This window comes from Flavobacteriales bacterium, assembly GCA_026129465.1.
In the GTDB taxonomy this organism is placed as follows: domain Bacteria; phylum Bacteroidota; class Bacteroidia; order Flavobacteriales_F; family PHOS-HE28; genus PHOS-HE28.
In genome coordinates, this window is sequence record JAHCIA010000001.1 from 3,137,196 (window position 1) to 3,151,699 (window position 14,504).

Genomic DNA, 14,504 nt, shown 5'->3' on the forward strand with positions numbered 1-14,504 from the left:
CGGCCACCTTGTGACCGGTATCGGACAACTACCCGGGACCATTCCGCGCTCCGGTCGAGGATCTTTCAACAGGTCCCACAATTCCCCACCACCGATTCTCCCTATCTTGTCAAGGTTTTTCAGGCCTTTGACAACTTCGTGATACACTCGTCGTTCAACATTTATCAACATTGGACCAAAAAAGTGGGGATCTGTAGCTGAAAGTGGGTGAACCCGTCTACTTTCGCCTCCGGTCCCACGTGCATGTGCGATGCTGAACCTGTTGGGGGAATACCCAAGCACCCTGGACGCCAAGAGCCGGGCCCTGCTCCCTGCCGCGCTGAAGAAGCAGCTCGGCAAGGCGGTGGCGGACGGATTCGTGGTGAACAGGGCCGTGTTCAGCCCATGCCTGGTACTGTACCCGATGGAGGAGTGGAGCCGCACCAGCGCCGCCGTGCGCAGGCTGAATCACTTCGACCCCGACAACGTGGAGTTCATCCGGCGCTTCCTCAATGGGGCCACGCCGGTGGAACTCGACGCCAGCGGGCGGTTGCTCATCCCCAAGAACCTGTTGGACCATGCCCGCATGGGCAAGGACATCGTGTTCACGGGCCTGGGCGACCGGATCGAGGTATGGGCCGAGCAGGAATACAAGCAGGCGCTCGCGGGGCAAGTGGACTTCAAGTCACTCGCGGCCAAGGTGATGGCTGGAAAGCCTAATGACCATGCCGCATGACTACCACGACCCCGTTCTTTTACATGATTGTATCGAAGGGTTGGATCTCCGCCCCGATGGCGTCTACGTGGACGTCACCTTCGGCGGTGGAGGCCACAGCCGCGCCATCCTCGAGCGGCTCGGTGCGCGTGGGCGATTGATCGCCTTCGACCGCGACGCCGATGCCCGGGCCAACGCGCCCGATGACGAGCGCTTCACGCTGGTGCCGGCCGACTACCGCTGGCTGCGCAACTACCTCGGCTACCTGTACGCCTTGCCGATCAACGGCCTCCTGGCGGACCTGGGTGTAAGCAGCCACCAGTTCGACAGTGCCGCACGTGGATTCAGCTTCCGCTTCGAGGGGCCGCTGGACATGCGCATGGACCGCCGGGCCGAACGCACCGCGGCCAAGCTGCTGGCGGCGATCGAGGAAGGTGATCTGGCCAGGCTCCTGTCCCGCTACGGCGAAGTGACCAACGCCCACCGTGTGGCCCGCCAACTGGTGCGTGAGCGCCGGACCAAGGCGATCCACACCACGCAGGACCTGGTGGAAGCGCTGGAACCGATCACGCCCAAGCGCGATGGGGCGGGCTTTCTGGCCCAGGTGTTCCAAGCGCTGCGCATCGCGGTGAACGACGAGCTGGGCAGCCTGGAGGAGTTGCTGCGGCAGAGCGCCGAAGTGATCGCGCCGGGCGGCAGACTGGTGGTGATCGCCTACCACAGCCTGGAGGACCGGCTGGTGAAGCGCTGGATGCGCACCGGCGATCTGGATGGCGTGGAGCACAAGGACCTGCGCGGCAACCGACAAAGACCCTTCGATCCAACGCATGCAAGGGCGATACGCCCCACGGAAGAGGAGATCGAAAGGAACCCCAGGGCACGCAGTGCCCGCTTGAGGATAGCGACAAGGACATGAACAAGCTGCGACACGTTCAGGAGGAGAAGCCGAAGCAGGCGCCGCGCAAGGAAAGCGCCGCTCGGCTGCCACGCGCCTTCATCGCCCTGCTCAACGGCTCGTTCCTGGCCCGCGAGAACGTTCTGCGCAACATGCCCTTCATCGTATGGTGCGCGGGCCTCATGGTGCTCTACATCGCCTATGGCCATGGCACCGAGCGCATCGTGCGCGGGCTGCACAGCACCGACGCCGAGTTGAAGGAACTCCGCAGCGAGTACATCACCGAGCGCGCGCGGCTGGAGAAGCTGGAACAGCAGAGCCAGGTGGCATCGCGCATCAGCGCCCTTGGGCTGAAGGAAAGCCGGGTGCCGCCGGTGAAGATCCCGGTGACGGACAAGCAACGCCCCATCGCCCACAGGCCATGAACGACAACAGGCAGCTGCGCGCCCGGGCCAACGTGGTCTACCTGCTGGTGACGCTCTTCGCTCTGGCGATCGCCGTGAAGCTTTTCACCATACAAATGGTGGAAGGCGAGAAGTGGCTGGCCAAGGCGACCACCGTGGCCACCGCCTGGCGCACCGTACAGCCCGACCGCGGCCACATCCACAGCGCCGATGGCAGGCTCCTCGCCACCAGTGTGCCCGAGTACGAGGTGCGCATGGACATGGTGCCGCAGGGCCTCAGCGACGAGGTCTTCCGCGCGGGCATCGACTCGCTGGCCTGGTGCCTGTCCGATCTCTTCGGCGATCGCAGCGCGGCGGAGTACAAGCGCGATCTCACCGATGCGCGATCGCGCCGCGAACGCTACCACCTCGTCAAACGCCGGGTGGACCACGCGCAAGTGCAGCGCTTGCGCGGCTTCCCCATCTACCGACTGGGCCGCTACAGGAGCGGGCTCATCACCGAGAAGCGCACCGTGCGTGTGCGGCCCTTCGGTCGTTTGGCCGAACGCACCGTGGGCAAGATGCTGCTTGACAGCACCGCCTTCGGGCTCGAAGGCGGATTCGACGAGGTGCTGCGCGGCACCACCGGCCGCCGGCTCGAACGCCGTCTCGCGGGCGGCATCTGGATGCCCATCGGGGATGACAACGGCGTGGATCCGGTGCCCGGCGCGGACATCCACACCACCATTGACATGAACCTGCAGGACGTGGCCGACGCCGCGCTGGAGGCACAGCTGCGCAAACATGGCGCGCAGTACGGCTGCGTGGTGGTGATGGAGGTGGCCACCGGCTATGTGAAGGCCATCAGCAACCTCACCCGCCGCAACGACAGCACCTGGGTGGAGGACCGCAACTACGCCGTGGAGGAGCGCACCGAGCCCGGCTCCACCTTCAAGCTGGCGGCCTTGATGGCGGGTTTGGAGGACGGCCTCATCAGCCTGGAGGACACCGTGGACACCAAGGGCGGCACGGTGCGCTTCAGGGACCGGATCATGCGCGATTCGCATGAAGGCGGCTACGGACGCATCACCGTGCGCCGCGCCTTCGAATTGTCTTCGAACACGGGTATCAGCGTGGCGGTGAACCGTGCCTACGAGAAGGAGCCACGCCGCTTCGTTGACGCCCTGCGCCGCATGCGGCTGCACGAAACGTTGGGCGTGTCCATCCCCGGCGAGGTGATCCCCGTGCTGCGGCAGCCCGGCGACAAGGGATGGAGTGGCGTGAGCATCCCCTGGATGAGCATCGGCTACGAAACGGCCTTCACGCCGCTGCAACTGCTGGCCTTCTACAACGCCGTGGCCAACGAGGGCAGGCTGCTTCGCCCGCAGTTCGTGGACCGCGTTTCGCGCAACGGGCGCACGCTCCGCGAGTTCAAGCCGCAGGTGCTGGAGGACCGAATCTGCTCCAAGCGCACGCTGGAACAGGTGCGCGGCCTTTTGGAGGGTGTGGTGGAGAGCGGCACGGCCACCAATCTGCGCGGCGCGCACTTCGCCATCGCGGGCAAGACGGGCACCGCCCAGATCGCGCGCAACGGCAGCTACAAGCAGCACGGCATCAGCTACCAGGCCTCCTTCGTGGGCTACTTCCCGGCCGATGCGCCCAAGTACAGCTGCATCGTGGTGGTGAACGGCCCGACCACCAGCGGCTATTACGGCAACGTGGTGGCCGGGCCCATCTTCAAGGAGATCGCCGACAAGATCCACAGCAACCGGCTGGAGTTGCAGCGCGAGGAGCACCTCGCCGACAACACCATGCAGCGCATGCCGGTGAGCCACAGTGGGCATGCCGCCGACCTGCGCACCGCCTTCGCCGCGCTGGGTGTGCCCTTCGAAGTGCAGGGCGAAGGGGAGTGGATGACCACGCAGGCCGGCGACAGCGCGGTGACGCTCCTGTCTCGCGAGCTGCCGGGCGACGCCACCTCGCTGGTGCCCAGCGTTCTGGGCATGGGCCTGAAGGACGCGCTCTACATCCTGGAGAACCGCGGACTGCGCGTGCGCTTCCATGGCGCGGGCATGGTGAAGCGGCAGTCCATCCAACCCGGCTCGCCCGCCATGCGCGGCGCCACCATCCTCATCGAGCTCGCATGAAGCTGCTGAAGGACATCCTCTACAAGGTGCGCATCGAGGAGGTGGCGGGCAGCACCAACACCGCCATCGAACATATCGCCTTCGACAGCCGGAAGGTCACCGCCTTCACTGTCTTCGTGGCCATTCCCGGCACACGCACCGATGGACACGAACACATCGACGCGGCCATCGCCGCCGGTGCGAGCGCCGTGGTATGCGAGCGCATGCCGGCCGCACGCAAGGACGGCGTGACCTATGTGCGCGTGGAGAACGCGGCCGCCTCGCTCGCCATCCTCGCCGCCAACTTCCACGACCACCCCTCGGCCAAGCTGAAGCTGGTGGGCATCACCGGCACCAACGGGAAGACCAGCGTGGCCACCATGCTCTATCGGCTGCATCGCGCATTGGGCCACAAGTGCGGCCTCATCGGCACGGTGGAGACGCGGATCGGCCAGCGCAAGGTGGAGAGCACGCACACCACGCCCGACGCGCTGCGCCTCAACGAACTGCTCGCCGAGATGGTGGAGGCCCGCGTGACGCACTGCTTCATGGAGGTGAGCTCGCACAGCATCACGCAGGAACGGGTCACCGGGCTGCGCTTCGCCGGTGGCGTGTTCACCAACATCACGCACGACCACCTCGACTACCACGGCACCTTCGACGCGTACATCAAGGCGAAGAAGCGCTTCTTCGATGAACTGCCCTCCGCGGCCTTCGCACTGGTGAACGCCGACGACCCGAACAGCGCGGTGATGGTGCAGAACACGCGCGCCACCAAACGCTCCTTCGCCCTGCGCAACATGGCCGACCACCATGCGCGCATCGTGGAGAACCAGCTGAGCGGGCTGCACCTGAGCATCGACGGGCACGACCTCTACGCGCGCCTGATCGGCGCCTTCAACGCGAGCAACCTGCTGGCCGTGTACGCCACGGCTCTGCTGCTGGGCTCGGCGCCGTTGGACGTGCTCACCGCGCTCAGCGACCTGGAGCCGCCCCCCGGCCGCTTCCAGATCGTGCGCGGAGGCGGCGGTGTGATCGGTGTGGTGGACTATGCCCATACGCCCGACGCGCTGAAGAACGTGCTCGGCACACTGAACGAGATCCTCGGTGGCCGTGAACTGGTGATCACCGTGGTGGGCTGCGGCGGCGACAGGGACCGCGCCAAGCGACCGCTGATGGCGCGCATCGCCGCCGAACTCAGCGGTCATGTGGTCATCACCAGCGACAATCCGCGCAGCGAGGACCCCATGACGATCATCGAGGAGATGCGTGCGGGACTCCTCGTGAGCGACATGCAGCGCACCTGGGTGAACACCGACCGCCGCGAGGCCATCCGCCAGGCCGTGGGCATGGCCAAGCCCGGCCATGTGCTGCTGCTCACCGGCAAGGGTCACGAGAACTATCAGGAGATCCAGGGCGTGAAGCACCCCTTCGATGATGCCGCCGTGCTGAAGGAAACCCTCGAACTGCTGCACAAGTAATGCTGTACCACCTCTTCGAAGCGATAGGCTACGGTGTACCCGGATCGGGGGTGTTCAGCTACATCTCCTTCCGCGCGGCGTCGGCCGTGGTGGTGTCGCTGCTGATCTCGCTCTTCTTCGGCCGCACCATCATCGGCATGCTGCGCCGCAAGCAGGTGGGCGAAACGGTGCGCGACCTGGGCCTCGAAGGCCAGATGGGCAAGCAGGGCACGCCCACCATGGGCGGTCTCATCATCATCGCGGCCACCATCATTCCCACGCTGCTCTTCGCACGGCTGGACAACATCTACATCGTCCTGCTGCTGGTGGCCACCGTGTGGCTGGGCCTCATCGGATTCCTGGACGACTACATCAAGGTCTTCAAGAAGGACAAGCGTGGGCTGGCCGGCAAGTTCAAGGTGGTGGGCCAGGTGGGGCTGGGCATCATCGTGGGCGCCACGGTCTACTTCCACCCGGACATCCGCACGCGCGTGGAGGTGCCCGAAGTGCTGGTGGCACAGCTAGACCCCGGCATGGTGCACACCCTGGTGGACGACAACGGGCGCACGCACTACATGCTCAACCGCAAGTCGCCCAACACCACCATCCCCTTCGTCAAGGACAACGAGTTCAACTATTCCTCCCTGCTGAAGCCCTTCGGCAACGAGGCGCGCAAGTACACCTGGATCATCTACATCCTGGTGGTGATCTTCATCATCACGGCCGTCAGCAACGGGGCCAACATCACCGATGGGCTGGACGGCCTGGCCACCGGCACCTCGGCCATCATGGTGCTCGCCCTGGGCGTCCTCGCCTACGTCAGCGGCAACATCATCTTCTCGGACTATCTGGACATCATGTACATCCCCGGCATCGGGGAGTTGGCGGTGTTCGTCGGCGCGCTGCTCGGCGCGTGCATCGGCTTCCTGTGGTACAACGCCTACCCCGCGCAGGTCTTCATGGGCGATACCGGCAGCCTGGCGCTTGGCGGCATCATCGCCACGCTGGCGATCCTGGTGCGCAAGGAACTGTTGATCCCCGTGCTATGCGGGATCTTCCTCGTGGAGAACCTCAGTGTGGTGATGCAGGTGTCCTGGTTCAAGTATACCAGGCGCAAGTACGGCGAGGGGCGGAGGATCTTCCGCATGTCGCCCCTCCACCACCACTACCAGAAGCTGGGGATCCACGAGAGCAAGATCGTGTCGCGCTTCTGGATCGTGGGCATCATGCTCGCGGTGCTGTCCATCGTAACGCTCAAGCTCCGATGAAGCCGCTGGTGGTCATAGGAGCGCAGGAGAGCGGTGTGGGTGCCGCACGGCTGGCCGCGCAGCGCGGACTCGATGTGTTCGTGAGCGACGCGGGCGCCATCAAGCCGAGGTACCGCGAGGTGCTGGACGCGCACGGCATACCCTACGAGGAGGGCGGACACACCGCCGCACGCGTGCTGTCGGCCGGCGAGATCGTGAAGAGCCCCGGTGTGCCCGACAAGGCACCGATGATCGCGGCGGCGCGCGCGCAGGGCATCCCGGTCATCAGCGAGATCGAACTGGCTTACCGCTACTGCAAGGGCTCCATCGTGGGCATCACCGGCAGCAACGGCAAGACCACCACCACGCTGCTCACGCATCACATCCTCTCACGCGCCGGATTGGATGTGGCGGTGGGCGGCAACGTGGGCAACAGTTTCGCCGCGCTCGTGGCCGATGGCGACCATGCGTGGTACGTGGTCGAGCTGAGCAGCTTCCAGCTCGACGGCATCCGCGACTTCCGTCCGCGCATCGCCATGCTGCTCAACATCACACCCGACCATCTGGACCGTTACGACGGCCGCATGGAGCGCTATGTGGCGAGCAAGTTCCGCATCGCCATGAACCAGGGTCCGGACGACCATTTCATCCACGGCGACGACGATGCCGAGGTCGCCGCGGGCATGCGCATCCATCCGGTGGCCGCGCGCCGCTGGCCTTTTTCCATCGAACACCCCATCACCGAGGGCGCCTGCCTGAAGGACGATCACATCCACATCACCACCAACCGAACCACATTCAGCATGTCCATCACCGAACTGGCCCTGCAGGGCAAGCACAACGTGTACAACTCCATGGCCGCCGGCATCGCCGCGCGCGTGCTGGAACTGCGCAATGAGGTCGTGCGCGAAAGCCTCAGCGATTTCCAGAACGTGGAGCACCGCCTGGAACACGTGGCCCAGGTGAACGGCATCGAGTTCATCAACGACTCGAAGGCGACCAACGTGAACTCCGCGTGGTACGCTTTGGAGAGCATGGACAAACCGGTGATCTGGGTGGCCGGCGGCGAGGACAAGGGCAACGACTACGGCGCGCTGATGGAGCTGGTGCGCGCCAAGGTGAAGGCCATCGTGTGCCTGGGGGTGGACAACGCCAAGCTGCTGAAGGTCTTCGGGCCCCTGGGTCTGCCCATGCCCGAGGCGCGCAGCGCCGAACAGGCCGTGCAGGCCGCCTATGACCTGGCCGAACCCGGTGATGTGGTGCTGCTGAGCCCGGCCTGCGCCAGCTACGACCTGTTCGAGAACTACGAGGACCGCGGGCGCCGCTTCAAGGCCGCCGTGCGCGCATTGTGAAACCAACACGACCGGACGACATGGACAGCCAGAACATACACGCCCAGCTTCGCATCGTGGGCGGGCAGTTGGTGGAGGCACGCCGCGCGGCGCTCGCCTCGCAGGCCTCCGCACCGCACCACCTGGAACCCGTGGCCTCCTTGGGCGACGCGCTCTACGTGAACGATTCGCGCTCCACCTTCCTCGACGCCACGTTGGCTTCCATCGCCGAGTTGGACCGGCCCGTGGTGTGGATCGCCGGGGCTTGGAACGAGGACATGGACGCGCCGCATGTGCGCCAGCTGCTGGAGAACCGCGTGCAGGCCACCGTGCTCTTCGGCCCGCAGCCCGACCATGTGCTCGCCCTGGTGCCTGAGCGTCTGCTCCACGCCGATGATCTGCGCACGGCCGTCTTCCTCGCGCGTGAACTGGCGCGTGCCGGCGACGTGGTGCTCTTCAGTCCCGCATGCCCCAGCGGCAACGGCTTCGCCAACTACGAGGAGCGCGGCGCCGAATTCAAACGCGCTGTTCGCGACCTCTGATCCAACCTCCGACCACCCGTGACAGCCCTCCTCAACCGCCTGCCCGGCGACCGCGTCATCTGGATGACGGCCATCTTCCTGGGCCTCATCAGTCTGCTGGCGGTGTACAGCTCCATCAGCTCGCTGGCATTCACGCGCGAGGGCGGAAGCACCACGCATTTCCTGGTGAAGCATGGGTTGATGCTGCTGAGCGGCGGTGTGATCATGTTCTACGCTGGCCGACTGCGATTCGGGATCTGGTCGCGCTTGTCCAAACTGCTCATCGGGCTCACGGCGGTGCTGCTGTTGCTCACCCTGGTACTGGGGTCGAACATCAACGATGCCAGCCGCTGGATCACCATACCCATCATCAACCAGAGTTTCCAGACGAGCGACCTGGCCAAGGTGGTGCTCATCACCTACCTGGCGCGCGTGCTGGGCAAGCACCATGGTGAACCCTGGACGCTGCGCGATGTGGTGCTGCGTCTGATGCTGCCCATCGGGGTGATCTGCGGGTTGATCCTCCCGGCCAACTTCTCCACCGCCGCCGTGCTCTTCCTCACCTGCCTCATCCTCATGTTCGTGGGCCAGGTGCCCTTGAAGTGGATCGGCGTCACGGTGGGTGCCGCGCTCGCCGCGATGCTGACGCTGGTGGCGGTGAACGAGGCGCTCGGCGCGATCGACCCCAAGCTGGAATTCCTGCCGCGCGTGAGCACCTGGGAGAAGCGCCTGCGCGTGCATGGCGACGACGGCAACGTGGCGAACTACCAGGTGGAGCACGCCAAGATCGCCATCGCCAGCGGCGGGCTGTTGCCCAACGGACCGGGCAGCGGCGCATCACGGAACTGGCTGCCGCACCCCTACTCCGACATGATCTACGCCTTCATCGTGGAGGAGTACGGCAGCCTCTTCGGCGGGCTCGGCCTCATTCTGCTCTATCTCATCCTGCTTTTCCGCGCGGTGCGCATCGCGGGCCGCTGCCCCAAGCCCTTTGGCGCGCTCGCCGCCGTGGGTCTCTCGCTCATGCTCGTGCTGCAGGCCATGGTGAACATGGCCGTGGCGGTGAACCTGGTGCCCGTTACCGGCCAGCCGCTGCCCCTGGTGAGCATGGGCGGCACGTCCATCTGGTTCACCTGCCTTGCCATCGGCATCGTGCTCAGTGTGAGCCGTGCCATCGAAACGGATCCGAACACCGAAGACAAACATGTCCGCCGTGCCCGCACAGCAGCCGCTTAGGGTGATGATCGCCGGTGGAGGCACCGGTGGTCACATCTTCCCCGCGATCGCCATCGCCAACGCGGTGCGCGAGCGTGAGGCGGGGACGGACTTCCTTTTCGTGGGAGCCGAAGGCCGCATGGAGATGGAGAAGGTGCCCGCGGCGGGCTACCGCATCGAATCATTGCCGATCCGTGGTTACCAACGCGGCGATCCGTTGCGCAATCTGGGTCTGCCTTGGCGCCTGCTGCGCAGCATGTTCAAGGCGCGCCGGCTGGTGAAGCGCTACCGTCCGCATGTGGCGGTGGGCGTGGGCGGCTACGCGAGCGGACCGCTCCTGGCCGCCGCGCAGCGCATGGGCGTTCCCACCCTGATCCAGGAGCAGAACAGTTATCCGGGCCGCACCAACATGCTCCTCGCCAAGCGTGCGCAACGCATCTGCGTGGCCTATGCGGGCATGGAGAAGTATTTTCCGAAGGAGAAGCTGTTGCTCACCGGCAATCCGGTGCGGCAGGACGTGGTGCGTCTCGCGGGCAAGCGGCCTCGGGGCCTGGAGCATTTTGGCCTCACGGATGGAAAGCCCGTGTTGTTCATCACCGGCGGCAGTCTCGGCGCGCGCGGCATCAACCATGGCGTGGAAGCGGCGCTCGCAGCCTGGATGACGTCGGGTGTGCAGGTGATCTGGCAGACCGGCAAGCCCTTCTTCGAGCAGGCGCGCAAGGCGGTGGACGCACTCGGCTATGCCGACTGCAAGGTGATGGCCTTCGTGGACCGCATGGACCTGGCCTATGCCGTGGCCGATCTGGTGGTGGCACGCGCGGGGGCGATCAGCGTGAGTGAGTTGTGCCTGGTGCACAAGCCCGCCATCCTGGTGCCGCTGCCCACCGCCGCCGAAGACCACCAGACGCACAACGCACGCGCCCTCACCGACCGCGGGGCCGCCGTGTTGCTGCGCGACGATGAGGCCGTGGAGAAGCTCGGCACCACCGTGCTGGACCTGATACGGAACAAGGAAGCACTGGACCGCCTCGCGCTCGCCATCGCGGGCATGGGCACACACAACGCCGCCGAAGCCATCGCCGCCGAGGTGATCAGGATCGCGAAACGATGAAGGACCTGCGCGGACATATGCTCTTCTTCATCGGTGTCGGTGGCATCGGCATGAGCGGCCTGGCGCGCTACTTCCGCCGGCAGGGCGCCACGGTGGCGGGCTACGACCGCACGCCCAGCGAGCTCACGAACCAGCTGCAGAGCGAAGGCATCCACGTGCAGTTCGCCGAGGACCACGCGCTCATCCCGGACGAGTTCCGTGACGCCCCTGCCGAGGTGATGGTGGTGCGCACGCCCGCCGTGCCTGGCGACAGTCCGTTGCTGCGCTGGTGGGAGGAACGTGGCGCACGGATCCTGAAACGCGCCGAGGTGCTTGGCATGGTGACGCACGACCGCCGCACGGTGGCCGTGGCCGGCACACATGGCAAGACCACCGTGAGCACCATGCTCGCCCACCTGCTCACCGCCGGTGGCGTGAAGTGCAACGCCTTCCTCGGAGGCATCGCGGCCAACTACGGCACCAATGTGCTGCTGCACGACGAGGCCACGGTGAACGTGGTGGAGGCCGACGAGTACGACCGCAGTTTCCTGCGCCTGCGACCCACCGAAGCCATCGTCACCGCCATGGATCCCGACCACCTGGACATCTATGGCACGGCCGAGGCCATGTTCACCGCCTACACCGAGTTCGCAGCGCTCTGCACAGGCACCATGCTCGTGCATGAACGCCTGGCGGAACGTTTCGCGGGCCGCGATGGTCTGCGCACTTATGCGCTGGGCGGCACCGGTACGCCGCGCGCTGAGAACCTGCGTGTGGAGCAGGGCGCGCACGTCTTCGATCTGGTGGCCGATGGACATCGCCTGGAAGGATTGAGCCTGGGCATGCCCGGCCGCCACAACGTGGAGAACGCCATCGCGGCGAGCGCCATGGCATTGCACGTGGGTGTGGACGAAGCGCGTTTGCGCGATGCGTTGTCCTCCTTCCGTGGCGTCTCGCGCCGCTTCGAGGTGCGGCTTCGTGGATCGCGTGGCGTGCTCATCGATGACTATGCGCACCACCCGGTGGAACTGGAAGCCTGCATAGCCAGCGTGCGCGAGCTGCATCCCGGCCGGCACGTCACGGGCATCTTCCAACCGCACCTGTTCAGCCGCACACGCGACCTGGCGCCCGATTTCGCCACCGCGCTCGCCAAGCTGGACGCCCTGATCCTGCTGGACATCTACCCGGCGCGCGAGGAACCCATCGAAGGCATCACCAGCGCGTGGCTTCTGGAGCGGGTATCCCTGGGTGACAAGACCGTTTGCGCACGAGTCGACCTGCTGGACCTGCTGCGTGCGCGTGACACCGACGTGGTGCTCACCCTCGGCGCGGGCGACATCGACCGCCTGGTGCCATCCATAGAAAGCCTGTTGGACCAACGATCACGGCCATGGACCTGAAGAAGCGCCTCCTTCGTTCGCTGCGTTTGCTGGGCATCGCCTTGGCGGTGGCCGGTGTTCCTGTGCTGCTCGCATTCGTGGAACGTGTCAACCACGCGCGTCCCGTGTCGGAGATCGATGTGCGGCTCACCGGCGACCCCGGCCTGCACTTCGTGGACGAGGCCGTCATCCGCCAGGCGGTGCTGGACCGTGGCACGGCGGTGATCGGCGCGCCCATCGGCAGCGTGGACCTGCCCTCCATCGAGGAACGGCTGCTCGCCCTGCCCGCGGTGGCCACCGCCGAGGCGTACCACACCATGGATGGGACACTGCACGTGAAGGTGCGCCAGCGCGATCCGCTGGTGCGTGTCTTCAACCGCGATGGTGAGAGCTTCTACATCGATCGCGAAGGATGGACCATGCCCGTGAGCGAGGCCTGGACCGCACGCGTGCCCGTGGTCACCGGCCACTTGGAGGAGGTCGGTGCGCGCGACGGATCGTACCGCGTGGACGAGGCGACCACCACGGACGGCCATTCGCGCGACATCCATCGGCTCGCGCTCTTCATCCATGCGCGGCCGCTTTGGAAGGCCTTGATCGAACAGGTCGTGGTGGACCATGAAGGCGTCTTCGAGCTCATCCCCAAAGTGGGCGGGCAGCGCATCGTGCTCGGATCGCCCGCCAGCTGGCCCGATGAGGACGCGCTGGCCGAGCGCTTCACCAAACTGGAACTCTTCTACCGCGAGGGCATTCCGCGCAGCGACTGGCGTCGCTATCAACGCGTGGACCTGCGCTTCGCCGGACAGATCGTTTGCACCCAAAGAACAACGCCCTAAGCACCAACACCCATGGACAACAACCAAGAGATCGTCGCAGGCCTGGACATCGGCACGACGAAGATCGCCTGCATCGTCGGGCGCAAGAACGAGCAGGGAAAGATCGAGATCCTCGGCATGGGCAAGTCCCGCTCGGACGGCGTCACGCGCGGCGTGGTGGCCAACATCCAGAAGACCGTGGACAGCATCATCGCCGCCGTGCGACAGGCCGAGGACAGCGCCGGGGTGGACATCGGCACGGTGAACGTGGGCATCGCCGGGCAGCATATCCGCAGCATGCAGCACCGTGGCATGAAGATGCGCCAGAGCCTGGAGGAGGAGATCACCCAGGGCGACATCGACCTGTTGATCGATGAGACCTACCGCCTGGTGATGCCGCCGGGCGAGGAGATCATCCACGTGCTGCCGCAGGAGTACATCGTGGACAACGAGCAGGGCATCCGCGACCCCATCGGCATGAGCGGCATCCGCCTGGAGGCCAACTTCCACATCATCAGCGGGCAGGTCACCGCCGCGCGCAACATCAACAAGTGCGTGCACCGCGCCAACCTGGAGGTGACCGAGCTGATCCTGGAGCCCCTGGCCAGCGCGGACGCCGTGCTCAGCGCCGAGGAGAAGGAGGCCGGTGTGGCGCTGGTGGACATCGGCGGCGGCACCACGGACATCGCCATCTTCTATGACAACATCATCCGCCACACCGCGGTGATCCCCTTCGGCGGCAACGTCGTCACCGAGGACATCCGCCAGGGCTGCGGCATCATGCGCGACCAGGCCGAACTGCTCAAGACCAAGTTCGGCAGTGCCCTCGCCGCGGAGAACAAGGAGAACGAGGTGGTGTGCATCCCCGGCCTGCGCGGCCGGGACCCCAAGGAGATCAGCCTGCGCACACTGGCGGAGATCATCCAAAGCCGCATGGAGGAGATCCTCGAGCACGTGCATTTCGAGATCAAGAACAGCGGCATGGAGAAGCAGCTCATCGCGGGCATCGTGCTCACCGGTGGAGGCTCGCAACTGAAACACCTCAAGCAGCTGGTGGAGTACCTCACCGGCATGAGCGCGCGCATCGGCTACCCCAATGAACACATCGCCAAGAGCGCCGTGGAGGACGTGACCAGCCCGCTGCACGCCACCGGTGTGGGCCTGGTGATGAAAGGCTTCGACTACCTGGAGCGTCGCCGTCCCAAGACGGTGGAGACGCGCAACCCGCAGAAGGCCCCCGTGCGCGACCACAGCGAGAAGGGCCGCATCGGCAAGTTCTTCGGCTCGGTGCTCAGCGGCGCCAGCGACCTGTTGAAGGACGACGACAATTGAACCGCACCCCATCACA

Annotated in this window: 13 protein-coding genes; all 13 read left to right on the forward strand. The window is 65.7% G+C overall.

Features of this window, described 5'->3' with window-relative positions; all coding sequences use genetic code 11:
- Window positions 1–250 precede the first annotated feature (250 nt).
- From mraZ to ftsA, 13 genes are read left to right on the forward strand one after another with little or no spacing between them, the layout of a single operon-like run.
- Window positions 251–715, forward strand: coding sequence for a division/cell wall cluster transcriptional repressor MraZ (mraZ, locus tag KIT10_13320; GenBank protein ID MCW5900241.1), 465 nt, complete (start codon window positions 251–253; stop codon window positions 713–715).
- Window positions 699–1,610 (forward strand): 16S rRNA (cytosine(1402)-N(4))-methyltransferase RsmH, encoded by a 912-nt coding sequence (rsmH, locus tag KIT10_13325; GenBank protein MCW5900242.1) that lies wholly within the window; start codon window positions 699–701, stop codon window positions 1,608–1,610. The genes mraZ and rsmH overlap by 17 nt, the downstream gene beginning before the upstream one ends.
- Window positions 1,607–2,014, forward strand: coding sequence for a hypothetical protein (locus KIT10_13330; GenBank protein ID MCW5900243.1), 408 nt, complete (start codon window positions 1,607–1,609; stop codon window positions 2,012–2,014). Before rsmH ends, KIT10_13330 begins: the two co-directional genes overlap by 4 nt.
- Window positions 2,011–4,119, forward strand: coding sequence for a transpeptidase family protein (locus KIT10_13335; protein MCW5900244.1), 2,109 nt, complete (start codon window positions 2,011–2,013; stop codon window positions 4,117–4,119). Before KIT10_13330 ends, KIT10_13335 begins: the two co-directional genes overlap by 4 nt.
- Window positions 4,116–5,579: a UDP-N-acetylmuramoyl-L-alanyl-D-glutamate--2,6-diaminopimelate ligase gene (locus KIT10_13340; protein ID MCW5900245.1), complete on the forward strand. Its 1,464-nt coding sequence runs from the start codon at window positions 4,116–4,118 to the stop codon at window positions 5,577–5,579. The genes KIT10_13335 and KIT10_13340 overlap by 4 nt, the downstream gene beginning before the upstream one ends.
- The gene (gene mraY / locus KIT10_13345) at window positions 5,579–6,826 is read left to right on the forward strand and encodes a phospho-N-acetylmuramoyl-pentapeptide-transferase (GenBank protein ID MCW5900246.1); all 1,248 of its coding nucleotides are present in this window, start codon (window positions 5,579–5,581) and stop codon (window positions 6,824–6,826) included. The genes KIT10_13340 and mraY overlap by 1 nt, the downstream gene beginning before the upstream one ends.
- A complete protein-coding gene (gene murD, locus KIT10_13350; protein ID MCW5900247.1) occupies window positions 6,823–8,157 on the forward strand; it encodes a UDP-N-acetylmuramoyl-L-alanine--D-glutamate ligase in 1,335 nt (444 codons plus the stop codon). The genes mraY and murD overlap by 4 nt, the downstream gene beginning before the upstream one ends.
- Window positions 8,158–8,177: 20 nt before the next feature.
- Entirely contained in the window at window positions 8,178–8,678 is a 501-nt protein-coding gene (locus KIT10_13355; protein MCW5900248.1) for a hypothetical protein, read from the forward strand.
- A gap of 18 nt (window positions 8,679–8,696) precedes the next feature.
- Window positions 8,697–9,893, forward strand: coding sequence for an FtsW/RodA/SpoVE family cell cycle protein (locus KIT10_13360; GenBank protein ID MCW5900249.1), 1,197 nt, complete (start codon window positions 8,697–8,699; stop codon window positions 9,891–9,893).
- Entirely contained in the window at window positions 9,862–10,983 is a 1,122-nt protein-coding gene (murG, locus tag KIT10_13365) for an undecaprenyldiphospho-muramoylpentapeptide beta-N-acetylglucosaminyltransferase (protein MCW5900250.1), read from the forward strand. Before KIT10_13360 ends, murG begins: the two co-directional genes overlap by 32 nt.
- On the forward strand, window positions 10,980–12,362 hold the full coding sequence (locus tag KIT10_13370) for a UDP-N-acetylmuramate--L-alanine ligase (protein MCW5900251.1): 1,383 nt from the start codon (window positions 10,980–10,982) through the stop codon (window positions 12,360–12,362). The genes murG and KIT10_13370 overlap by 4 nt, the downstream gene beginning before the upstream one ends.
- Window positions 12,353–13,177 carry a hypothetical protein gene (locus tag KIT10_13375; GenBank protein ID MCW5900252.1) on the forward strand — a complete coding sequence of 275 codons (825 nt, stop codon included), beginning with the start codon at window positions 12,353–12,355 and terminating at the stop codon, window positions 13,175–13,177. Before KIT10_13370 ends, KIT10_13375 begins: the two co-directional genes overlap by 10 nt.
- 12 nt (window positions 13,178–13,189) lie before the next feature.
- Window positions 13,190–14,488, forward strand: coding sequence for a cell division protein FtsA (gene ftsA / locus KIT10_13380; GenBank protein ID MCW5900253.1), 1,299 nt, complete (start codon window positions 13,190–13,192; stop codon window positions 14,486–14,488).
- Window positions 14,489–14,504 lie beyond the last annotated feature (16 nt).

Excerpts from the sequence above, each read along its gene's own strand:
- KIT10_13340 (MCW5900245.1), top strand. The coding sequence starts at position 4,116 with ATGAAGCTGCTGAAGGACATCCTCTACAAGGTGCGCATCGAGGAGGTG.
- mraZ (MCW5900241.1), top strand. The coding sequence starts at position 251 with ATGCTGAACCTGTTGGGGGAATACCCAAGCACCCTGGACGCCAAGAGC.
- murD (MCW5900247.1), top strand. The coding sequence starts at position 6,823 with ATGAAGCCGCTGGTGGTCATAGGAGCGCAGGAGAGCGGTGTGGGTGCC.
- KIT10_13375 (MCW5900252.1), top strand. The coding sequence starts at position 12,353 with ATGGACCTGAAGAAGCGCCTCCTTCGTTCGCTGCGTTTGCTGGGCATC.
- KIT10_13355 (MCW5900248.1), top strand. The coding sequence starts at position 8,178 with ATGGACAGCCAGAACATACACGCCCAGCTTCGCATCGTGGGCGGGCAG.
- ftsA (MCW5900253.1), top strand. The coding sequence starts at position 13,190 with ATGGACAACAACCAAGAGATCGTCGCAGGCCTGGACATCGGCACGACG.
- KIT10_13370 (MCW5900251.1), top strand. The coding sequence starts at position 10,980 with ATGAAGGACCTGCGCGGACATATGCTCTTCTTCATCGGTGTCGGTGGC.
- rsmH (MCW5900242.1), top strand. The coding sequence starts at position 699 with ATGACCATGCCGCATGACTACCACGACCCCGTTCTTTTACATGATTGT.
- murG (MCW5900250.1), top strand. The coding sequence starts at position 9,862 with ATGTCCGCCGTGCCCGCACAGCAGCCGCTTAGGGTGATGATCGCCGGT.
- KIT10_13335 (MCW5900244.1), top strand. The coding sequence starts at position 2,011 with ATGAACGACAACAGGCAGCTGCGCGCCCGGGCCAACGTGGTCTACCTG.
- KIT10_13330 (MCW5900243.1), top strand. The coding sequence starts at position 1,607 with ATGAACAAGCTGCGACACGTTCAGGAGGAGAAGCCGAAGCAGGCGCCG.
- mraY (MCW5900246.1), top strand. The coding sequence starts at position 5,579 with ATGCTGTACCACCTCTTCGAAGCGATAGGCTACGGTGTACCCGGATCG.